The sequence below is a fragment of the Bradyrhizobium sp. USDA 4541 genome (assembly GCF_024171085.1).
Classification (GTDB): Bacteria; Pseudomonadota; Alphaproteobacteria; order Rhizobiales; family Xanthobacteraceae; genus Bradyrhizobium; species Bradyrhizobium australafricanum.
In genome coordinates this window covers 2,824,032-2,844,930 of sequence record NZ_JALJZF010000001.1, presented here as the reverse complement: position 1 = coordinate 2,844,930, position 20,899 = coordinate 2,824,032, and the positions used below count along the sequence as shown (strand labels likewise).

Here is a 20,899-nt window from a genome sequence, read left to right as displayed (position 1 = left end):
GCCGACTATCTAGTCCTGGTCAGTTGGCGCTTGATCTTTTGATAGGTAGCCGGATCGACATACGCGTTGACGACGTCCAGTACTTCCTGAAGAATTTCCTCTCTCAAACGCGCCTTGAGCGCCGTCAGCTTGTCGTCCTCGTCGAGGAAACGTCCCACCAGCATCCGCGCTTGCGTCTCGACGGATTCGACCGATTTGGCGGCGTCCTTGAGCAACACCGACTATTGACGATTTGGGTGGCCTTCGTCGACGGCCGTCGCGTCGAGATCGTCGACGATCTTCAGCGCGGACGCCGCACGCCGCCTCGGTCTCTTCGCCAAGTTCATCAGTTCGACGACCTGATCGTAAGACGACCTGGAGCTCTGGGCGAGGGTGTTGCCGCGCTTCACCAGATCGCCGATATCGCCGACGACTGCTTCGACGTCGAGTTGCCCCCGTTGCGAGGCCGCATAGGCATCGGAAGCCAGGGGTGCACAGACCGTCGTTATCAATTCCGACTGGATTTCCAGCCAGGCGCCGGTCTCCTCGAAGCCGTCTCGCCGGGCGTTGGGAATCACGCTCTCGGGATCGATGTAAAATTTCGCCGACGTAGTAGGTACTGAACCTTCCGTAGGTTGGGCACAATCCTGAGCTGGACCGTAAGGCCGTATGCTCGTTGAGAACCAGGATATTCATCGGCAAGAGCGTCGCCATCAACAGACTGACGGCCTGCCGCTGTCTACCCGAAAGCAGGCTGATCGGCATCGACATGCGGTCCTGGAGACCAAGCCTGATCCGCACGAGCTTGTCCGCGAAGTGCCTACGCTGCCTGCCGCACGACCACGCGTCCCGGCGGCATAACCACCCCTTCGTCCGCTATGCACGGACGCCGTGCACGCTTCGCGGCTCCGGCTGCGCATCCACTCCAGCGCTGAGTTGCTTGTGATCACTCATGCTCGATTACGATCTTGCCGACATGTGATCGGCTTTCGAAGGCCCGGAAAGCATCCATGGCCTTAGAATACGGGAAAGAGCGACTAATTACCGGCCGGAGTTGCTGCGCGGCGATAGCTCGATTCATCGCATCAAAGCCATCGCGGCTGCCGACCGTGATCCGTCGGACGGTCGACACACTCTGGCTGAGCGCCGACGGATCGAAGTCCTCGACTTTGGTCAACCTGCCGATCAGCGCGATCTGCCCGCCGACCGCGCTAGCTTTCAGGGAACGCGTCAGGGTTCCTAAGCCGCCTACCTCAACTATATGATCTGCCCCTAATCCCCCTGTTCGCTTCCGCACGGCAAACTCCCAATCAGGCGTGTCCTTATAGTTGATGACGTCGTCTGCCCCGAGTTCTTTCAGGCGCTCGGCCTTATCGGCGCTCGAGGTCGTCGCAATGACCCGGGCACCGAACAGCTTGGCGAATTGCAGAGCGAACAAGGATACGCCCCCTGAGCCCTGGATGAGAACAGTATCGCCGGCTATCACGGGGACCGGCCCAGTCAGTGCGGACCAGGCGGTCAAGGCCGCGCAGGGAAGCGTTGCAGCTTCGGCGAAAGAGAGATGAGCCGGGAGGTGAACGATCTCCTCCTCGCTGATGACGGCGTGACTGCATAGCAATCCATCGACATCGCTGCCGCGCTGTTCCGAAATGTACCCCGGCCTGACCCGGCCGCCGATCCACCGCGGGAAGAACGTCGCTGCTATTCGATCTCCGATCTTGGCCCGTGTGACTCGATCTCCAACAGCGACAATATCGCCAGTTCCGTCGCTGAGCGGAATTAGACCCGGCCGCACGTTGAATGTATCGCCACGCAGGATAAGCAGATCGCGGTAGTTGAGAGAATTTGCCCGGATGCGGACAAGTACCTCGCGCGCACCAGGGGTTATAGAGGCCCGTTTCTTCAGAAATAGGCTATTTGGGTTACCAGGTTGCTCGATGGAAAACGCCTGCATGTTGGATCCTCTGAACTGTGCGTATCAATCGCCAACAGCGGCCGTTACCTGAATTTCAATCAAAAGCCCGGGCAATACCAGATCTGCCTTGACCGTAGCGCGCGCTGGCCGCCCATGCACGCCAAGCCAATGGCGCCAGAGTTCATTGAATCCGGCAAAATGACCGAGGTCCGCTAGCCACACAGTCGCCGTCAGCAATCGCGATCGATCCGTCCCGGCCTTCTCCAGAAGTGCGTCGATCCGCCCGAATACTTCTGCGGCTTGTGTCGGGAAATCCGCGCCGCGAGAATCGAACGCCACCTGGCCGGACAAATATGCCGTGCCATTCGAGACGGTCACCTGCGACAGGAGATCGCCCGAGTCGATGTGCTTGATCATATGTTTCTTCCTTGATGTAGCCTAGTTAATAGAACGAACGATTGAACTATGTAAGCCGACACGTCTCTTCTGCTGAAGGTGTAGGAAAACGGTCGGTTTGGAGCGGGAGGCGCGAATCTGTTAGGGTGAAAGGGCATTCCCGCTATGTGAGCTTTCAGGAGGCTGTCCGTTCGGACCGGGCCCGGAAGGAAGCCTGCAGATACAGCCGGAGCCCCGAGTTCGTTCTCTTGCGACGATTGTCTGTCGGTTCGCTTTCGTTTCATCAGGTTTCCAGCTTCCCACACAAGAACACATCACTAGACGATCAAGTCAGCATCATCTGATCGCTGTCGACGACCCTTCCGGTTGCCTTGCCGAAGAGCTGAAGCAGTGCTGGAATGTCGAGCTTTCGCCGCTCCTCGCCGCTTACATCGAGCGCGACGACGCCACGATCCATCAGGATGGTGCGTGTGCCCAGGGCCAGAGCGTCTCCCATCGAGTGGGTCACCATCAGCACGGTCAGTCCGTCGGCGTCGGCGATCTCCGCTGAGAGCGAAAGGACTTTCGCCGCAGCGGCAGGATCGAGTGCGGCCGTATGCTCGTCCAGAACCAGAATCTTCATCGGCAAGAGCGTCGCCATCAACAGACTGACGGCCTGCCGCTGTCCACCCGAAAGCAGGCCGATCGGCGTCGACATGCGGTCCTCCAGACCGAGTCCGAGCCGCGCGAGCTTGTCCGCGAATTGCCGACCGCCCGACAGGGCGGTCGAGAAGCCTCGACGACGCCCGCGTTTTGCGGCAAGGGCCAAGTTCTCCTCGATGCTGAGCGATCCACACGTTCCGAGCCGCGGCTCCTGGAAGACGCGTCCGACATCCGCGGCGCGCTTCGAGGCCGGCCAATCCGTTATGTCCTGGGCGCCGAGCTTGATGGTCCCCCGACTCGGACGCACGGCGCCGACAATCGCGGACAGGAGCGTCGACTTGCCCGCGCCGTTCGAGCCAATGACCGTGACGAATTCGCCAGGCGAGATGTCGAGATTTACACCGCGAAGCGCCCGCACTTCTGTCGGAGTTCCCACGTTGAACGTGACGTGCAGATCATTCAGACGCAGCATTGACCCTGCCTCCTGCACGACGTGCGAGAAGGCGGGCCATTCCGCCCTTCGCAATACCCAGCCCACGGCCTTGCGACAGGATCACCGCCGCTGCGACCACGATTGCCGTCACCAGATTGAGATCCTGCGCCTGGATGAAGCCCAGGCTCAGCGTTGCCGCGATAAAAAGCCGATAGACGAGCGCCCCGACCAGGCAGCCGAGCGTCCCGAAGAAAGGAGCCCGCCGCCTAAGCAGCGCCTCGCCTATAATCAGAGCCGCAAGTCCTGTGACGATCGTACCGACGCCCATGGAAACGTCGGCCACGCCCTGCGTCTGGGCGAACAACGCGCCAGCTAGCGCGACGAGCGCGTTGCTGATGGCCATTCCGAGATAGATCATCGCGGCATTGTTGACGCCCTGAGCCTCCGCCATTGCCGGGTTCTCACCGCTGGCCCGCAGAGCAAGGCCGATCTCGGTCTTGAGGAACCAGTCGATCAGCAGCTTTGCGGCAATGGCGAAGAGGGCGAGAGCAATCACATTTCGCCACAGGCCGAAGTCGCCCAGTTCGCCGAAACGATCGAACACCGTCGCTCGTCCGTAGAGCGGCAGGTTCGGCCGCCCCATGATGCGCAGATTGATGGAGAAGAGCGCCACCATCGACAAAATGCCCGCCAGCAGATTCATGATGCGAAATTGCACGCTGAGCAAGGCGGTGATCAGCCCGACGGCTGCGCCGCTCATAGCGGCCAGCGCGGTCGCCAGGAACGGATCGACGCCGTTCACGATCGCAGTCGCGCCGACCGCGGCTCCGAGCGGGAAGCTGCCGTCCACCGTGAGGTCCGGAAAAGCGAGCACACGAAACGAGATGTAGACGCCCAGGGCCACCAGCGAGAACAGAAATCCCGTTTCGAGGGCGCCGGCGAACGCGAAAAGACTCATCTCACTCGATCACTTTTTTCGCGCCAGCGCGGATTTCGGCGGGGACATCGACACCCATCGCCTTTGCTGACGACGCGTTGAGATAAAGGTCCTGGCTCTTCGGCACCTGCGCCGGGATTTCGCCGGGATTCATTCCCTTGAGCACCTTGCCCGCCATCTGTGCGGTCAGTTTGCCCATCTCGTAGTAGTTGAAGCCCAACGCCGCGAGAGCGCCCCGCTCGACCGAACCCGTGTCGCAGGCGAAGACGGGCAGTCGCGCCGTCTTGCCTACAGTCACCACGCTCTCGACAACCGACACGACGGTGCTGTCGGTAGGCAACAGAATCGCATCGGTCCTGCCGACGAGACTGCGCGCAGCGTCTCCGACCAGGGCCGACTGGGCGGCAGGGCTCTCGACGATCTCCAATTGAGAAGCCTTGGCCGCTACTTTCAAAGATTCAACCTGCGAGACGGAATTGGCCTCGCCCGGGTTGAAGATCACGCCGATTTTCCTGGCGCCCGGCGCCAGCTTCCTGATCAGCTCGAGGATCGGCGGATACGGCTGCTGGTCGCTGGTCCCGGTTACGTTGCCGCCCGGCTTGGCCATCGACGGGACGAGGCCAGCGCCGACAGGATCGGTCACCGCTGCGAAGATCAACGGCTTGCCTTTCAGAGAATTTTTCAGGGCCTGCGCGGAAGGGGTCGATATGGCGATCGAGATATCGAGGTCGAGACCGGAAAACTCGTTTGCGATCTGGGCCTGGGTCGCCATGTTTCCCTGGGCGCTTCGGATTACAATCTTGGCCGTCTTGCCATCTTCATAGCCAGCCGATTTGAGGCCATCGATGATGCCTTCACGCACGGCATCGATGGCGGGGTGCTCCACGATATAAGTGAGGCCGATGAGAGGCAGGTCCTTGGCGGTCGCGGACGATGCGAACCAAGCGAGGCAGGCAGCGGTAAGAAATCCCTTCAATATGCGCATGTCATGTGCCTTTTCTTAGGTATGAGACAGGAGTTGGCGACGCCCCGGCGTCAGGCCGAGGCGCGAGCGGAACCGGCGCCGGCTGACGGATCATGCCTGGATGAAAATCCTCGATCCTGGCCACGCCCATCAGCGCCTGGGCGACGTCCAGTTCGGCTTTCAGGAGGCCAAGGGCATGAAAGACCGTTTCCTCGCCGCCGACTGCAAGCGCATAGAGGGTCGCCCGACCGACCTGAACGGCGTCAGCTCCGAGCGCGAGCGCGCGAGCAATGTCGGAGCCTGTGCGGAAACCGCTATCGATCAAGAGCGTAAGCCGGCCGCCGGCCGCCGCCACGAAGTCGGGCAGGACGTCGATCGAGGCGACAGCGCCATCGAGCTGACGACCGCCATGGTTGGAGATCACCAGACCATCAACCCCGACTGACAAGGCCTTGCTGACATGCGACGGGTCGAGCAATCCCTTGACGATCAGTGGCTTCTTCCAGCGATCGCGCAGTCTTGCGATATCGTCCCAGCTTATCGAGGCATCGAACTGGCTCTGCATCAGCGCGGCGATGGTGTCGGTCTTTTCCAGCCCGAGTCCTTCCCCCATCACCTTGAGCTGCGGCGCCCCTGCCCGCGCCATCCTCATGCTCCAGCCGGGATGGACGAGGAGGCCCGCCAGCTTTGCCGGCGTCCATCGGAACGGCAGCGAGAATCCGTTACGCTCATCGCGCAGCCTCTTGCCGGCGACCGCGTTGTCGACCGTAACCTCGATGGCTTCGAAGCCGAGTGTTTCCGCCTTGTCAACGATGCGCGCGCTAAAGGCGCGATCCTTGAAGATGTAGAGCTGCATCCATTTGCTACCGTCGCCCGCCGAAGCGACGTCGTCCTGCGTGCAAGTGCCTGCGGTGCTCATGACGAAGGGAATGCCGGCCCGGCCAGCGGCGCGAGCTAAAGCTATGTCCCCGTCCGGCCAAGCCGCTGCTGCCAGGCCCGTCGGGCCGATGATGAGCGGCATTGCGTAGGACTTGCCGAAGAGCTTGACCTCTTGGCTGCGACGGCCGACATCGATCGGCGCCGAGCCGAGCAGTCGCTTCGCATCCAGTGCGGCGCGGTTGCCTGCAAGCGTGTTTTCGCCGTCAGCGCCGCCATCGTAGAAGTCGAATATCATCCTCGGCAGCGCCCGCCGCGCGAGCTCGCGGTATTCGGCGATTGAATGGGCATTGGCTTGGAATTTCATCACCGGCCCTCCGAAATTGCGCTGATAGTTTCGGGCGTTGGACGATAGCGGCTGCGCAGTGCGATAAGAACCACCAAGCTCAGCGTCGCGGCCGCGCCGGCGTAATAGCTTGGTGCGAGTTTGCTGCCGGTCGTTGCGATCACCATGTGATGATGAACGGAGCGAAGCCGCCGAACACCGTTACCGCGAAACTATAGGAGAGCGACAATCCGCTGGTCCCGGTGCCCGCCGGGAAGAATTCCGACAGTGACGCCGGCAGCGGCGCGAGGCGCCAATGTCGGCCGCGAAGATGTGCTCGCGGATTGCTGACAGCGTTGGCGTGGCTCTTCACCGAAACCTTCGCCATCGCGCGCTTGAGGTCTCGAGTATTGATTCCGTGCCGGTGAGCGTAGGCGTTGGCGAGCTGCGAGAAGTTGCAGGTTCCGATGCTTGTGATCCCGCGCATGTTCTGACTCACGGCACCAGCTTGGAAGTGTCGATTTCGGACAATTGGCGCCGGAGTTCATCTTCCTGGAAGCCAGGATGGCGCTCAGGCACCATCACCGTCATGGGATGCACCGAGACGCAGTATGGTTCGGCTACGAGGAAGCGATCGGCCTCCTCGCGCGTCCTGTACTCGAGCGCGAATCCGCTGCCTATCTGGTTCGTCATGGCAACAAGGAGGCCCTGCGCCCCATTGAGCAGGACCTCATCCGACGTCGCAGTATAGCGATCGTCCAAGGCGAGTTGTCGCATCTCCATCATAGATGGTCCTCCCCAACTCTTGTCTTCTTCGGATTATTATTCATAGTACGACCGTTCTGTCAATTAAAGGGACGATCCCTCCAACAGGCCGCCGCCTGAAAGATTTTCATGAGTAGCGACCGGCGTCGGCTGGCAAACGCGGATCAGCTGCGGCTGATAGTCGGATTCCGTATAGGACAAATGGTCCGGAACGCGCACGACCTCCTCTTCATCGAGGACTGCGTGATCTCGCAGCAAGCCATCTACATCCCGGCCCCGCTGCTCGCCGAGATACTCCGGCTTGATACGCCCGCCGATCCAGCGTCTGATGAACGTGCCCGCAACGCGGTCGCCAATCTTTGCCCGCGTGACATCTTTGCCCACCGCCAAGACGTCACCTGCGCCGTCACAAACAGGCACCAATCCAGGTCGTGTCCCGCTCGCGGCATTGAAGCTTCCGCCTTGGCCGCTCACAATCAATAGATCGCGATAATTCAGGGAATTCGCGCGGATGCGAACGAGAACGTCCTTTGGCCCGAGGGGCGGCACGGAAGTCTCTTTGAGAATGAGGCCGTCGAGATGTCCGAACTGGTCGACATGAAATGCCCGCACAATAATCCCTCAATGATGATTCACGTCAGTTCCGCGAAGAGATCTGCAATGTCGGAGGGGCAGCCGCCTTCAGCCCCGCTGCTCGTGCGTTCGCAAATTGCGTGCGATCCATTCTCTGGCCGATACGAGGAGATGCTCAAGAAATTGCGGATCCGGATGGGGGACGAAACGCTCAAACGGCTCGATCGTGACGCTTTCGAAAAGACCTGCCCGGGTGTAGGGCTCGTTCGCCAGGAAGGCATCGGCCGCTTCGCGCGTCTCGTGGCGCAGCACCAGAAACATGCCTTCCACCACGGACCCGTCGGCCGACATCAAGGCGCCCCCCTGATCGAGCCAGCGCCGGTTCTCGATCATGTAGGCGACATGGATATCGCGGATGGCGAGACGCTCGTCTGCTCCACCTGGCCGATACAAGCAACGGACGACCGTCAGCATGGGAGCCTCACGCAACATCTTTGATGCCGCGAGGCGTCGGATTCGCGATCGTCTCGAACTCCCGGAGCAATCGCTGCTCTTCCCGTTTCGCGGCGGCCACATTGGCACGCTTGACGTGACCGAATCCTCTCATTTTCTCGGGCAGCTTTGCGAGTTGCACCGCCTGGTCGAGCGTCGCTGGTGACAAGCCGATCGAGAGGCGGTCGATCAGCGCCTTGTAGTCATCGATCAGACGCCGCTCCAGGCGCCGCTCTTCGGTATGGCCGAACGGGTCGAACCCGGTTCCGCGCAGGACTCTTAGGCGCGCGAGAACGGCAAAGACGCGCATCATCCAGGGTCCGAACGCGATCTTCTGCGGCGCCGTGCTTCCCGCGCGCGGTCTTGCCAGGAACGGAGGCGCGAGATGAAGGCGAAGCGTGAAATCGCCCTCGAAACGCTGCTTCAGATCGGCCATGAATTCCGGTCTGGCGTAGAGGCGGGCGACCTCATACTCGTCCTTGTAGGCCATGAGCTTGAACAGCGCGTTCGCCACGGTCTTCGTCAGGACGAAGGTGTTGGCGGAGCCGAGCTTGAGCCGCTCAGTGGCTGCACATTGGCCGACGAATGTCCGATAGGACGCCGCGTAGCGCGAGTTCTGATAACGCACGAGCTCTTCGGTGCGCCGGTCGGCCAGTGCCTGCCATTCCTCCGGCTCTAGCAAGACCGTAGGCTGCCCGCCCCGCGCGGGAAGTCCCTGCGCGGCGACCACACGACCACAAGCGAATGCACGCTTGTTCGCCTCCACTGCGACGCCGTTGAGCGTGATCGCCTGGATCATGGCAGCTGCGCTGACTGGAATCAGCCCCTGCTGCCAGGCGTGCCCGATCAGAATCATGTTGGCGCCCGTCGTCTCGCCGAACTGCTCCTGGGCGAGCTGCTGCACATCGAAGCCCGTGATCATCTCCGTCCCGGCGGCGTGGCGCACTTTGGCGAGCAGATCGTGGTATCGTGGATCCGCGTCCGGATCGCGAGCGAACTCCGCAGTCGAGCCGAGATGGGTGTTGACGAGAACGCGGGTCACGTCCTTGCGCACCGTTCCGAGACTGTCTGGCAGGCAGCCGACGATGAGATCGCCCATTACCACACCGTCAGCCTCGCCCCAGTCGATCCGGGGCTGGTTGATCGTTCGGCCGTTCCGCGCAAGGCGCAAATGGCACATCACCGAGCCGCCCTTCTGCGCCAGCGCGGTGAAGTCAAGCTCGGCAACCTCCAGACCGTCGAGGTGCGCGGCCATCGCGATAATGGCGCCGACGGTGATGATGCCGCTCCCCCCGACGCCTGCCACAAGAAGGTTGTGCGGGCGTCCGTCAGGCAGCGCCAGCAACGGCTGCGGAAGGGAGTTGGCGCGCGCAATCCAGTCCTGACCCGAGGCCGGCTGCTTGTGCAACCGTCCGCCGAGGACGGAGACGAAGCTCGGGCAAAAGCCCTCGACGCAGGAGAAGTCCTTGTTGCACGAGGTTTGATCGATCGCGCGCTTGCGGCCGAGATCGGTCTCCAGCGGCACGATCGAGAGGCAGTTGGAAGCCTTGCCGCAATCGCCGCAGCCCTCGCACACCGCGCTGTTGATGAACATCCGCCGCGCGGGATCGGAATAGGTTCCTTTCTTCCTGCGCCGGCGTTTCTCCGCCGCACAGGTCTGATCATAGATCAGCACCGTGACGCCCTTGATCCCGCGCAGCTCGCGCTGGATCGGATCAAGGTCGAGCCGGTCATGGACCGTGACGCCCTGATCGAGAGCCGTCCCCGCATAGCGCGCGGTGTCGTCGGTGACGATCACCACCTTCCTTGCCCCCTCGCTCGCCATCTGCCGAGCGATCTGGGGCACCGTGAGCTGGCCGTCGACCGGCTGGCCCCCGGTCATCGCCACCGCATCGTTGAACAGGATCTTGTAGGTGATGTTGTGGCCCGCGGCGATTGATTGCCGGATCGCGAGATGACCGGAATGGAAATAAGTGCCTTCGCCCATGTTCTGGAACACATGAGGCGTCGTGGTGAAGGCAGCCTGCCCCGCCCAATCCACGCCTTCCGCTCCCATCTGGGTCAGTCCGGACGTCTGCCGGTCCATCCAACTCGCCATGTAGTGGCAACCGACGCCGGCCAGCGCTGTGCTGTCCTCAGGAATCTTGGTGGATGAATTGTGCGGGCAGCCCGAGCAGAAATAGGGCAGACGCCGAATGCCGTCGGCCGCGTTGCTTAACGGGGACGCTCGTTCGAACCGACCGAGTCTGTCGGCAAAGGCGAGATCCGGCCGTATGTTCGAAAGCCAGGCCGACAAGGGCGCGGCAAGCGACGACGGGCGGTGCTGACCAAGCGCCGACACGAGGGGCGATCCATCGAGGGCACCGCGACCGGAAATGCTCGGCCTGCGATCCGCAGGCCAATTGAAGATCGCATCCTTGATCTGCCCTTCGACGAGGTTTGTTTTCTCCTCCACCACCAAGATGTGCTTCAGCCCGCGCGAGAACTGCTCGAAGCCCGCGCGATCGAGCGGGAATATCAGGCCTGGTCGCCAGACCCGCACACCTTTCTGCGCCAGGACATGCGGCGGCAGGCCGATGCGCTCGAAGACCTCGAGAACATCTGTCGCGTTCTTGCCCACGGCGACAATGCCGATATCTGCTTGCGGAGCATCAATCAGCATACGGTCCAGCGAGTTCATCTGCGCGAACGCGGCGATCGCTTCAAGCCGGCGTGCCATGCGCAACTCGATCGCAGGCGTCAGAAAATCACGGGTGCTATATCCGAGGCCGCCTTCCGGAAAGCGGTCTCGCGATGGTGCCGTGAAGCGCGGCAGCACAGGGGCGGTGAAGCTGCGGCTGCTTTCCACAGTCTCGGAGATCGCCTTGAACGCAACCCATGCGCCGGAGAAGCGCGACGCCGCCCAAGCCCAGAGCCCGAATTCTACATACTCGTCGACGCTAGCCGGATGAAGGATCGGAATCCCCCACCCCATCAACGACATGTCGCTGGCGTTCGGGATCGAAGAGGATGTCGCGGCATGATCGTCGCCGACCACAAGGACGACGCCGCCTTTACCCGACGCACCGGTGGCATGCCCGTGCCGGATCGCGTCACCGGCCCGATCGACGCCGGGCCCCTTGCCATACCAGAGGGCGAAAACCCCATCGACCGTCCGGTTCGGGTCCTGCCCAACCCGCTGCGTGCCGGAGACGGCCGTTGCGGCGAGATCCTCGTTGATGCCCGGCAGAAATCGGATGTCGTGATCCGCTAACGCCGATTTTGCCCGCCACAACTCGGTGTCCACGCCCGCAAGCGGTGAGCCGCGATAGCCACTGACGAAGCCCGCGGAGCGGATGCCGTCGCGGCGATCAGCAAGGCGCTGCATCACCAGCAGCCGGACCAGCGCCTGCGTGCCCGAGGTAAAGACGCGACCCTCGGCCTTCGTAATCGCATCATGGAGGCGGTAGTCGAGATCGACGCTGGTTGCAGTTTCACGAAGGGTCATGGGAATGCTCTTCTTCGAGTTTCTGTGCTCAGGACATGGGGCGAACCACGTCACGCGTATGGTTGATAATCGTCGACGCGCAGGATCTTGCCGGGATTCATGACGTTGCGCGGATCGAGCGCCCGCTTGAGCGCCGCGAGCGTCATCATCCCTGCCCCGCGCTCGGCGACCAGGTAATCCATCTTGCCGGTGCCGATGCCATGCTCGCCCGTGCAGGTGCCCCCGACCGCATGGGCACGCGCGATCATGCGAGCGTTCAGCTCGGCGATCCGCCGCTTCTCGCCCTCGTCTTCGGGATCGACCAGAACGCACAGATGAAAGTTTCCGTCGCCGACATGCCCGCACAGTGGGGCGATCAGATTGAGCTCCACGACGTCCTGTCGGGTCTGCGCAATGACGCCCGGAAGCTCGGAAATCGGCACGCAGACATCAGTCGGTATCCCCTGCGATCCGGGGCGGAGCGCCAGCGCCGCCCACCACACATCGTGGCGGGCCTGCCAGAGTTTTGTCCGGTCTTCGGGGGCGGTCGCCCACCGGAACGCGCTGCCGCCGAACTCCGCCGTAATCGCAGACATCAGGCTGACCTGTTCATCGACGGCCTGGTGGGTGCCGTGGAATTCCAGGAACAGCGTGGGCTGAACGGCGAGGTCGAGCTTTGAATAGTGGTTGCAAGCCTCGACCTGCAACGCATCGAGCAGCTCTGCGCGTGCCAGCGGAATCGCGCTCTGGATCGCGGTGACGACGGCGGACACCGCCGCCTCCACCGTCGGGAACGTACAGACCGCCGCACCAATCCGCTCAGGGATTGGGGCGAGCCGCAACGTGACTTCGGTGACGACACCGAGCGTGCCCTCGGCACCGACGAACAGCCGGGTCAGGTCGTAACCGGCGGACGATTTTCGTGCGCGGGTCCCGGTGTCGATCAGCTGGCCGTCGGCGAGCACAACGCGCAGCGACGTCACGAACTCGCGCATGGTGCCGTAGCGCACCGCGTTGGTGCCGGACGCACGTGTCGATGCCATCCCGCCGATCGAGGCGTCGGCGCCCGGATCGATCGGAAAGAACAGGCCGGTGTCCCGCAGGGCTGCGTTCAGCGCCTTGCGCGTTACACCCGCCTCCACGGTGCAATCGAGATCGGAAGGCGACACTCGCAGGATGCGATCCATCCCCGACAGATCGATGGTTAGCCCACCCTGCTCGGCGCTGATCTGTCCCTCCGTGGAGGTGCCGGTGCCGAATGGAACCACCGGACACCGATAGTGATGACAGATCGTAACAGCGTCGACGACATCCTGCGTCGAGGCTGCGAACAACACCGCATCAGGCGCGATCGTCATGTGGGATGTGACTCCGCTGGCGTGGTGGCGGCGGACCGAGGCCACCGTCGACAGCTTGTCGCCGAACCGCTCGCTCAACTGTGCGATGGCCTCTCGTGTGGCGCGTGTCATCCTGCCCTGCCGATCTGTCGCTCATGTGGCTTCGAAGAGAATGCCGTCGACATTCCGAGATAGGCTTCGATGACACGGCGATCCGCAGCGATATCGGCCGCCCTGCCTTCCAGCTGGACCGCCCCGCCTTCAAGGACGTAGGCGCGATCCGACAGCTGCAGCGCGGCGCGCGCGTTCTGCTCGATCAAGAGGATCGAAACACCCTCGTTCTTCAGCTGCGCAATGATGCGGAACATTTCCGCGACGATCAGGGGCGCAAGCCCGAGACTTGGCTCATCGAGCATCAGGAAGCGCGGTCTCAGCATCAGCGCGCGCCCCAGCGCCAGCATCTGGCGCTCACCCCCGCTCAACGTGTTGGCGAGTTGATCTCGCCGCTCGGCGAGACGCGGGAAGAGACGAAATATGTCGGCGATGCGCGCGCGCATATCGAAGCGCGGTTCCACCCTTACCGCGAACGCGCCGAGCCTGAGATTGTCGAGCACGGTCATCGGCCCGAACAGGTCGCGCGTCTCCGGCACCAGCGAGATCCGCGCGCGCACCCGCGCCTCGATCGACCGCGACGCCTCCGGCCACTGCGGAAACAGGAGCCGGCCACCGAACGGCACGAGACCCATCACTGCATTGACAAGGGACGTCTTGCCGGCGCCGTTCGGACCGATCACAGCGGTGACCTCACCGGCCTTCGCTTCAAGCGATACGTCGTTCACCGCTGTCAGGCGGCCATAGCGAACCGTGAAGCGTTCGAGTTGCAGCAGGGCTGTCATGCTGCAACCCCCAGATACGCTTCCTGGACGCCTGCGTCGGCGCGGACCTCTTCGGGCTGCCCGAACGCAATGCGGCGGCCGAAGTTCATCACCATCAGCCGATCGGCTAGGCGGAAGACAAACTCCATGTCATGTTCGACGAGGATGATGGCGAGACCTTCGGCCCGGAGCCGCAACAGCAGATCGGCCAGCAGGGTCTTTTCGTTGGCGCGCAAGCCGGCCGCTGGCTCATCGAGCAGCAGCAGCACCGGATCGGCGGCGAGCGCGCGCGCGATCTCCAATATGCGCTGATGACCGAGCGACAGCGTCCCGGCAGAATCCCATGCCTTGTCGCCAAGCCCGACGCGATCGAGCAGATGCTGCGACCAGCCCAGCAACCGGCGCTCCTCGGTGGCATCGAGCCCGCAGGACGCCGCCAAAACACCGCATCTGCCAAGATGCGTGGCGCCGATGGCAACGTTCTCGATTAGGCTCATCTCGGATACCAGCGCCGCGTGCTGAAACGTCCGCGACAGACCGCGCGCGCACATGTCACGTGCGCTCACGCGCGCCAGCGGCGTGCCCAGGAAGCTCAGCTCGCCCCCGCTCCGCGGCAGGCCACCACTGATCAGGTTAAACAGGGTGCTCTTCCCCGCGCCGTTCGGCCCGAGAACGCCAAGGATTTCGCCACTTCGAACATCGAAGCTGACATCGTCGACCGCCATGAGGCCGCCGAACGTCCGCCGCAAGCCGGTCGCCGACAGGACCGGAAGTCCATGGTCCGGCTTGGCCCGGCGGCTCGGCAGGATAAGGGGCGCGACCGGCGCAGGAGGCGCCATATAGGGGGTGATCACCTGCTGCAGGAATGGCCATAGGCCCTTGCGCGCCCGGTGCAGCACGACAATCATCAGCGCGGCGAAAGCCAACAGTTCAAATCGCGTGGTGGCCCCGAAGATGGGCCTGAGCGCGTCCTGTAGCTCGTGCTTGATGACCGTCACCAGCCCGGCGCCGACCAGCGCGCCCCAAACCTGTCCGCTCCCGCCGATCACCGTCATGAAGAGATAATCGATGCTCGCATTGAGGCCGAACGGCGTCGGGTTGAGGAAGCGCTGCACATGCGCATAAAGCCAGCCCGAGAGCGCGGCGATGACGGCCGCGGCAACGAACGCTATGAGCCGGTGGCGTTGTGCGCTCGCGCCAAAGGTCTCCGCGATCACCGCCCCCGTGCGAAGGGATCGCAGCACTCGCCCACAGCGGGATGCGAGCAATCGCCGGCACCAGACAACGACCAGCACGAGGGCCACCAGCGCGAGACCGAAGGTCTGTTGCTCACTACGCAGCTCGATACCGCCGACAGCGGCAGGGGGTATCCCTGTCATGCCGTTGAATCGGCCGAGCTCATCGGAATTTCCGATGAGGAAATAGAAACTGATGCCGAAGCAGAGCGTTGCCAGCGCAAGATAGTGACCGCTCATCCGCACGGTGATTGCACCAATCAGCGTGGCGACAGCAGCCGCACCGATCAGCGCGCCGGCAAGGCCAAGCCACGGCGAGAGCCCCAATTGCGCCGACAGATAGGCCGACGCATAGGCGCCAAGACCGACGAAAGCCGCCTGGCCGAACGAAACCATCCCCGCGACCCCGGTCGTCAACACGAGTCCGAAGCACGCGATCGACGCGATCATCACATAGGTGATCACCGACACCTGATAGGTCGGCAGCCCAAGCGGGGCGAGTGCCGCGATCGCAAGGGCAATAAAGGGCGCAAGAGCCAACAGGCGGCCGATCATTCGATCCCATCCTCCACATGAGGATTGACCACCGATCGCCAGAACAGGATCGGGATGATCAGCATGAAGACGATGATGTCCCGATAGGCGCTCGCCCAGAATGAGGCGAAGGCTTCCACCGTTCCCACCAGCAGGGCGCCCGCAGCCGCGAGGGGATAGATCGCAAGTCCACCCACGATCGCGCCGACGAATCCCTTCAGACCGAGAATGAAACCGGAATCGTAGTAGAGCGTCGTCATCGGGCCCACCAGGAGACCCGACGCCGCTCCGACGAAGCCGGCGACGATGAAGGCCGTTCGCCCAGCCGAGACCGCACTGATGCCCACGATCTCGGCGCCACGCCGGTTGTATGCAGCCGCCAGAAGCGCGCGCCCGCGGAGCGAGCGGTGGAAGAAGACGTAGAGCACAAGCACGAGCACCACGCTGCTGCCGATCACTCCCACCACCTGTTGCGAGACGATCTGGCCGGCCACCGAGAACGGCGGTCCAGAAAACCCTTGCGTTCGCACGCCCTCGGCTCCGAACACATGCAGACCGATGCTGTTCAATCCCAGATGGGTTGCGATCGCGGCGATCAGGAGCACCAGGGGCGACGCAGACGCGATCGGCTGGAACACGATCCGATAGATCACCGGACTGATGCAGGTGATCAGCGCGCAGGTGACCGCCATCTTCCAAAGGAGCGGCGCGTCCTTCGGAACCAGTACCGCAGCCACCAGTGCGACGGCGAGCGGCACGATGCCAAACTGCACGATCGATCGCGCGACGCGGGCGCGGTCCCGCCGAGCGCTGGCGTCCAACATCTCGAGCGCAAACGCGATCGCGGCGCCGACCAGCAGGATCCATACCGTGCCCGGCATGACACCCGTGTCGAAGGCCGACAAGGTCAGCGCCGTGAAGGCGACCAGATCACCCTGTGGTACGAAGATCACGCGCGTCACCGTGAAAACGAGGACAAGCGCGGTCGCGAGCAGGATGTAGATTGCGCCATTGGCGATTCCGTCCTGCAGCAGGATGGCCGCAACATCAGCGGTCACCGCTGCCCCCGTCGCCGCGCGCCTTGCGCCCGAGCACGATTATCCTGTGAAGGCATCGAGACGTCATTGGACCAACTGCCAGCTGCCGTTGACGATCCGCGTCATCACGCGCGAACGCTCGTCGAGACCGAGGTGATCGGTGTCCGACATGTTGTAGACGCCATTCGGGCCGGCGACGTCCTTCGTGGTCTCGATCGCGTCCCTCAACGCGATCCGGAACGCTTCGGTCCCGGGCTGCGCCTTCTCGGCTGCGGCCGCGATGGCCTTGTCGAGAATGAGCTGCGCATCCCAAACGTAGGCTCCGAAGGTCGAGCGGGCCCCCGCTCCGGGGATCGCCTCATAACGACGCACGAAATCGAGCCCGGCCGCCTTGGCCGGATGACCGTCCGGCAACTGCTCGGCGACCAGGACCGGTCCCGCCGGTACGAACGTCCCTTCCAGCGCCTTCCCGCCGACGCGCAGGAAGTCGTTATTGGCTACACCATGTGTCTGGTAGATGACGCCCTTGTAACCACGCTCAGCGAGCGTGGTCTGCGGCAGCGCCGCCGGCGTGCCAGATGCCGCAATGAAGACCGCGTCTGGATTTTGCGACACGATCTTCAAGATCTGTCCGATCACGCTGCTGTCGGTTCGCTGGTAGCGCTCCGAGCCGACGACCTTGATCCCGGCCGCCTCGACCAGCGCGGTCATGACCTTGATAAAGCCTTCGCCATAGGCATCGTTGAAGCCGATCATGGCCAGGGACTTGATTTTTCGGCGTTTCATGTGATCGAGCACGATCGAGGCCATCTGCGCATCGCTCTGCGGGGTCTTGAACACCCAGCGCCGCCGATCGACCGGCGGCTCGACGATCAGAGCCGATCCGGCCAGGCTGATCATCGGCGTCTTGGTGTCGGCAACAATGTCCAAGAGCGCCAGCGAGTTCGGTGTCAGGCTTGGGCCGACAATGGCGTCGACGCGGTCCTCCGTCGTCAACTTTCGTGCAGCCGTTACCGAGGTCGACGTATCTGAGGCATCATCCATCAGGATGTAGCGGACGTCCTGTCCGCCGAGCTTCTGCGGCAGAATGCTCACCGTCCGCTGCTGCGTCACCCCGACCGAAGCCGCGGGTCCGGTGGCGGACACAATGATTCCGATCCTGACCTCGGCCAGCGCTGGCGCGACCCATGATGCGACCGCGACAACTGCAATGATCAGCTTGTTCACTTCGATCTCCTCGAACGTTGTTTCCTCTTCCGACCAGGCCGAACTTCTTTTCTTGTCGTCCCGCCTTCCCCCATCGCGCGGCCTCGTCGCGGGGGCGCCGAGATCGCATCACAAGCAGCAGGCTCGTGACCCAGATGCGGTGTCCGGCCCGCTCCGCTCTCGCTGACGGCTCCGCCTGCTCGTTGTTCCTTTATTTAGACCAAACGTTCGGTCTAAGAAAGAGAAAAATTTGCCGCGCCGGATTTTCCCGAGAACGCACGGCAACCAGGGATGAAGACATAGGAGGAACCCGGATGCTCCACCCAGACATCGAAAGTCTCGACTATCCAGCCATCTGCCGCCTCCAGAAGGAGCGGCTGGCGAAGCTCGGCCAGCGCCTCAGCGAGCGGCCCGATTGGGTTGCCCATTTTGCCGCCGCCGGAATGAAGCTGTCGGACCTCGCAGCAGAGGACGGGCTCGCGCACGCGCCATTCCTCGACAAGTCTGCGCTGCACAGCCGCTATCCGTTTCCGTTCCTCGCCGCACCGATGCAATCGGTCAGGCGCTTCATGGCAACGTCCGGAACCACCGGCCTGCCGGTCTTGTTCGGCATGACGGAGCACGACTACGGCGAACTCCTGCCCTATCAGATGGCGAGAATCCTCACCGCAGCGGGGGTGCAGCGAGGTCAGCGCGCCTACCAGGGCTATGGTTATGGCCTTTGGATCGGGGGGCCTGCGCTCGACGTCGGCTTCGCAGCGCTCGACTGCGCGACCTTCCCGATCGGCCCCGGTCGCGGCGAGTTGGTCGTGAAGTGGCTGCGCGACCACAGCTACGACGTTGCCTCCATGTCGCCACTATGGCTGATGTCGCTCGTCACCATCGCCAGGCAGATGGGCATCGATCCCAAGACGGAATGGACGATCAGGCTGGCCATTCTCGGTGGTCAATCGGTGTCCGCCGAGTTTCGCAAGCAGTTGGAGGCGGAGATGCCGGACGGTTTCGTGAGCCAGAACATTTACGGGACCACCGAGGCCGGCGGACCGGTGCTCGCGATTTCCACGCCATACACTCATGACGATGACGAGCTGCAACTCGTCAACGAGGACACGATCATCACCGAAATCCTTGACCCGGTGACGCTGAAGCCCGTTTCTCCCGGCGAAGTCGGCGAGATCGTCATCACGACGCTGTGCCGCGAAGCCTCGCCGGTCGTCCGCTGGCGCACGCGCGACCTGGTGCGACTGTCGCCTTCGCCCTTCGACTGCCGCTCGGGACGCAGGGGCATGCGCAAGATCGGACGCATCATCGGCCGTAGCGACGACATGCTCAAGGTCAAGGGCGTCATCGTGTTTCCCTCTCAGATCGAGGACATCATCGCTGCGACGAAAGGAACGGTGAAAGAGGCCTGGCAGATCTACGTCGACAAGGAGCGCACCACGATCGGCACCATGTGCGTCGCGGTCGAGGCCGAACGCAGCTCGGATCGTCCCACTGAGCAGATCGTCTCGGATGTCAAGCGCGAGATGCGGGCACGTCTTGGCATGAGCGTCGAGGTCGAGTGTCTCCAGGAAGGGACGCTGCCGCGCTATGAGGCCAAGGCGACGCGGGTGCTCATCGTCCCGAGCGCACCTGAAATGAAGGCCCGGTCCTTCAAATATATTCTGAATGTCGAAGACATGCGCCTGGAAGCACCTCGGCGGTTGCCACGGGCGATTTTCGACTTTGTCGACGGTGCCGCGGAGGATGAGGTCTCTCGCCGCCGCAACCGCGCCCAATTCGACGAATGGGGCTTCGTTCAGCGGGTGCTCAACGACGTCGGCGCGATCGACCTCTCCATCAGCCTTTTCGGCAGGCGCTATGCGGCCCCGTTCGGAATCGGGCCGACCGGCCTTGCCGGCCTCGCCTGGCCCAAAGCCGAGAGCCTGCTCGCCAGGGCGGCCGCGGCGGCTGGCATTCCTTTCTGCCTCAGCACCGTCTCGAGCGTGCGTCTCGAGGAGGTTGCTGAAACATCTGGCGCGGGCAACTGGTTCCAGCTCTATATCTTCCGCAACCGCGATCTGTCGCGGAGCCTCCTCGAACGTGCCCGTGCGGCCGGTTATGCGGTGCTCGTAATCACCGTTGACTGCGCCACAGGCGGCAACCGCGAGCGCGACCCGCGCAACGACTTCACACTGCCGCTGCGGCTCACGCGCCGAAATCTCGCAGATACCGCCTTGCATCCCGGATGGCTGATGCGCATGGCCAGGACTGGCGCACCAAAGCCCGCGAACATGGTCGAGGCCGTAGCCGGGTCCGCGACGAGCGCGCAAGGCCTCGTCGCCTTCATGAATGCGCAGCTCGATCCGTCGGTGACCTGGAGAGATGTGCAAGAGTTCATCGCGCTCTGGAACGGCCCGGTGATCGTCAAGGGCGTGCTCAGCGTCCGCGATGCGGTGCATGCCGCTGAACTCGGAGCGGCGGGCGTCGTCTTGTCAAACCACGGCGGGCGGCAGCTCGACGGCGCCGTGTCACCGCTCACCGTCCTCCCCGAGATTCGACACGCGGTTGGCAACAAGGTGACAATCCTATGCGACAGCGGCTTCCGGCGAGGCACCGATATCATCAAGGCACGTGCGCTCGGAGCGGACGCGGTTCTGATGGGACGCAATACACTTTACGGCGCAGGCGCCGCCGGTGCACCCGGCATTGCCCATGTGATTTCGATCCTGAGGACCGAGCTTGAACGTGCCATGACCTTGCTTGGCACCGCTCGCATTGTCGATATCTCGCGCGAGCATGTACGCTATGTTGGCCCAGTGCCGCACGAATCAGCCAGGAATTCGTGCCGCGCCCAGTCGACCACCGACATGGGGGTGATCGACACACCCCGACCGTAATTGAAAAGCCGATCCCTGGCCTCTATAGTTCGA

The 20,899-nt window shown here is 63.0% G+C and carries 19 protein-coding genes; 1 reads left to right on the top strand and 18 read right to left on the bottom strand.

Going from position 1 to position 20,899, the window contains the following annotated elements; translation table 11 throughout:
- Nucleotides 1-5 precede the first annotated feature (5 nt).
- From J2R80_RS13345 to J2R80_RS13260, 18 genes are all read right to left on the bottom strand, one after another.
- Nucleotides 6-218: a hypothetical protein gene (locus tag J2R80_RS13345; protein WP_225648605.1), complete on the bottom strand. Its 213-nt coding sequence runs from the start codon at nucleotides 216-218 to the stop codon at nucleotides 6-8.
- Between the two features lie 3 nt (nucleotides 219-221).
- Nucleotides 222-557, bottom strand: a complete 336-nt coding sequence (locus J2R80_RS13340) for a hypothetical protein (protein WP_253638696.1) — start codon at nucleotides 555-557, stop codon at nucleotides 222-224.
- A 368-nt stretch (nucleotides 558-925) separates the two neighbouring features.
- The gene (locus J2R80_RS13335) at nucleotides 926-1,933 is read right to left on the bottom strand and encodes an NAD(P)-dependent alcohol dehydrogenase (protein WP_141340659.1); all 1,008 of its coding nucleotides are present in this window, start codon (nucleotides 1,931-1,933) and stop codon (nucleotides 926-928) included.
- A 24-nt stretch (nucleotides 1,934-1,957) separates the two neighbouring features.
- Complete coding sequence (locus tag J2R80_RS13330; protein WP_253638695.1) at nucleotides 1,958-2,311, bottom strand: RidA family protein; 354 nt, start codon at nucleotides 2,309-2,311, stop codon at nucleotides 1,958-1,960.
- 304 nt (nucleotides 2,312-2,615) lie between these two features.
- Nucleotides 2,616-3,404, bottom strand: a complete 789-nt coding sequence (locus tag J2R80_RS13325) for an ABC transporter ATP-binding protein (RefSeq protein ID WP_141340661.1) — start codon at nucleotides 3,402-3,404, stop codon at nucleotides 2,616-2,618.
- Nucleotides 3,388-4,323 carry an ABC transporter permease gene (locus tag J2R80_RS13320; protein WP_253638694.1) on the bottom strand — a complete coding sequence of 312 codons (936 nt, stop codon included), beginning with the start codon at nucleotides 4,321-4,323 and terminating at the stop codon, nucleotides 3,388-3,390. The genes J2R80_RS13325 and J2R80_RS13320 overlap by 17 nt, the downstream gene beginning before the upstream one ends.
- 1 nt (nucleotide 4,324) lies before the next feature.
- Nucleotides 4,325-5,287: an ABC transporter substrate-binding protein gene (locus tag J2R80_RS13315; RefSeq protein ID WP_253638693.1), complete on the bottom strand. Its 963-nt coding sequence runs from the start codon at nucleotides 5,285-5,287 to the stop codon at nucleotides 4,325-4,327.
- Between the two features lies 1 nt (nucleotide 5,288).
- Nucleotides 5,289-6,509: an alpha-hydroxy acid oxidase gene (locus J2R80_RS13310; protein WP_256527837.1), complete on the bottom strand. Its 1,221-nt coding sequence runs from the start codon at nucleotides 6,507-6,509 to the stop codon at nucleotides 5,289-5,291.
- 139 nt (nucleotides 6,510-6,648) lie between these two features.
- Nucleotides 6,649-6,954 (bottom strand): hypothetical protein, encoded by a 306-nt coding sequence (locus tag J2R80_RS13305; RefSeq protein ID WP_092089126.1) that lies wholly within the window; start codon nucleotides 6,952-6,954, stop codon nucleotides 6,649-6,651.
- 8 nt (nucleotides 6,955-6,962) lie between these two features.
- Nucleotides 6,963-7,253, bottom strand: a complete 291-nt coding sequence (locus tag J2R80_RS13300; RefSeq protein WP_253638691.1) for a hypothetical protein — start codon at nucleotides 7,251-7,253, stop codon at nucleotides 6,963-6,965.
- A 63-nt stretch (nucleotides 7,254-7,316) separates the two neighbouring features.
- A complete protein-coding gene (locus J2R80_RS13295; protein ID WP_253638690.1) occupies nucleotides 7,317-7,844 on the bottom strand; it encodes an alcohol dehydrogenase catalytic domain-containing protein in 528 nt (175 codons plus the stop codon).
- 69 nt (nucleotides 7,845-7,913) lie between these two features.
- The gene (locus J2R80_RS13290) at nucleotides 7,914-8,279 is read right to left on the bottom strand and encodes a YciI family protein (RefSeq protein ID WP_253638689.1); all 366 of its coding nucleotides are present in this window, start codon (nucleotides 8,277-8,279) and stop codon (nucleotides 7,914-7,916) included.
- Nucleotides 8,280-8,286: 7 nt separating this feature from the next.
- A complete protein-coding gene (locus J2R80_RS13285) occupies nucleotides 8,287-11,784 on the bottom strand; it encodes an indolepyruvate ferredoxin oxidoreductase family protein (protein WP_253638688.1) in 3,498 nt (1,165 codons plus the stop codon).
- A 50-nt stretch (nucleotides 11,785-11,834) separates the two neighbouring features.
- Nucleotides 11,835-13,232 carry an FAD-binding oxidoreductase gene (locus J2R80_RS13280; protein ID WP_253638687.1) on the bottom strand — a complete coding sequence of 466 codons (1,398 nt, stop codon included), beginning with the start codon at nucleotides 13,230-13,232 and terminating at the stop codon, nucleotides 11,835-11,837.
- On the bottom strand, nucleotides 13,229-13,996 hold the full coding sequence (locus J2R80_RS13275; RefSeq protein ID WP_253638686.1) for an ABC transporter ATP-binding protein: 768 nt from the start codon (nucleotides 13,994-13,996) through the stop codon (nucleotides 13,229-13,231). Before J2R80_RS13275 ends, J2R80_RS13280 begins: the two co-directional genes overlap by 4 nt.
- Complete coding sequence (locus J2R80_RS13270) at nucleotides 13,993-15,765, bottom strand: ATP-binding cassette domain-containing protein (RefSeq protein WP_141340670.1); 1,773 nt, start codon at nucleotides 15,763-15,765, stop codon at nucleotides 13,993-13,995. Before J2R80_RS13270 ends, J2R80_RS13275 begins: the two co-directional genes overlap by 4 nt.
- The gene (locus tag J2R80_RS13265) at nucleotides 15,762-16,802 is read right to left on the bottom strand and encodes a branched-chain amino acid ABC transporter permease (protein WP_141340671.1); all 1,041 of its coding nucleotides are present in this window, start codon (nucleotides 16,800-16,802) and stop codon (nucleotides 15,762-15,764) included. The genes J2R80_RS13270 and J2R80_RS13265 overlap by 4 nt, the downstream gene beginning before the upstream one ends.
- Nucleotides 16,803-16,865: 63 nt before the next feature.
- Entirely contained in the window at nucleotides 16,866-18,008 is a 1,143-nt protein-coding gene (locus J2R80_RS13260) for an ABC transporter substrate-binding protein (protein WP_253638685.1), read from the bottom strand.
- Nucleotides 18,009-18,142: 134 nt separating this feature from the next.
- Between J2R80_RS13260 and J2R80_RS13255 the strand changes: the two genes are divergently transcribed.
- Nucleotides 18,143-20,866, top strand: a complete 2,724-nt coding sequence (locus J2R80_RS13255) for an alpha-hydroxy-acid oxidizing protein (RefSeq protein WP_253640963.1) — start codon at nucleotides 18,143-18,145, stop codon at nucleotides 20,864-20,866.
- Nucleotides 20,867-20,899 lie beyond the last annotated feature (33 nt).

Excerpts from the sequence above, each read along its gene's own strand:
- J2R80_RS13335 (WP_141340659.1), bottom strand. The coding sequence starts at position 1,933 with ATGCAGGCGTTTTCCATCGAGCAACCTGGTAACCCAAATAGCCTATTT.
- J2R80_RS13330 (WP_253638695.1), bottom strand. The coding sequence starts at position 2,311 with ATGATCAAGCACATCGACTCGGGCGATCTCCTGTCGCAGGTGACCGTC.
- J2R80_RS13325 (WP_141340661.1), bottom strand. The coding sequence starts at position 3,404 with ATGCTGCGTCTGAATGATCTGCACGTCACGTTCAACGTGGGAACTCCG.
- J2R80_RS13320 (WP_253638694.1), bottom strand. The coding sequence starts at position 4,323 with ATGAGTCTTTTCGCGTTCGCCGGCGCCCTCGAAACGGGATTTCTGTTC.
- J2R80_RS13315 (WP_253638693.1), bottom strand. The coding sequence starts at position 5,287 with ATGCGCATATTGAAGGGATTTCTTACCGCTGCCTGCCTCGCTTGGTTC.
- J2R80_RS13310 (WP_256527837.1), bottom strand. The coding sequence starts at position 6,509 with ATGAAATTCCAAGCCAATGCCCATTCAATCGCCGAATACCGCGAGCTC.
- J2R80_RS13305 (WP_092089126.1), bottom strand. The coding sequence starts at position 6,954 with ATGCGCGGGATCACAAGCATCGGAACCTGCAACTTCTCGCAGCTCGCC.
- J2R80_RS13300 (WP_253638691.1), bottom strand. The coding sequence starts at position 7,253 with ATGATGGAGATGCGACAACTCGCCTTGGACGATCGCTATACTGCGACG.
- J2R80_RS13290 (WP_253638689.1), bottom strand. The coding sequence starts at position 8,279 with ATGCTGACGGTCGTCCGTTGCTTGTATCGGCCAGGTGGAGCAGACGAG.
- J2R80_RS13285 (WP_253638688.1), bottom strand. The coding sequence starts at position 11,784 with ATGACCCTTCGTGAAACTGCAACCAGCGTCGATCTCGACTACCGCCTC.
- J2R80_RS13280 (WP_253638687.1), bottom strand. The coding sequence starts at position 13,232 with ATGACACGCGCCACACGAGAGGCCATCGCACAGTTGAGCGAGCGGTTC.
- J2R80_RS13275 (WP_253638686.1), bottom strand. The coding sequence starts at position 13,996 with ATGACAGCCCTGCTGCAACTCGAACGCTTCACGGTTCGCTATGGCCGC.
- J2R80_RS13270 (WP_141340670.1), bottom strand. The coding sequence starts at position 15,765 with ATGATCGGCCGCCTGTTGGCTCTTGCGCCCTTTATTGCCCTTGCGATC.
- J2R80_RS13255 (WP_253640963.1), top strand. The coding sequence starts at position 18,143 with ATGCGGTGTCCGGCCCGCTCCGCTCTCGCTGACGGCTCCGCCTGCTCG.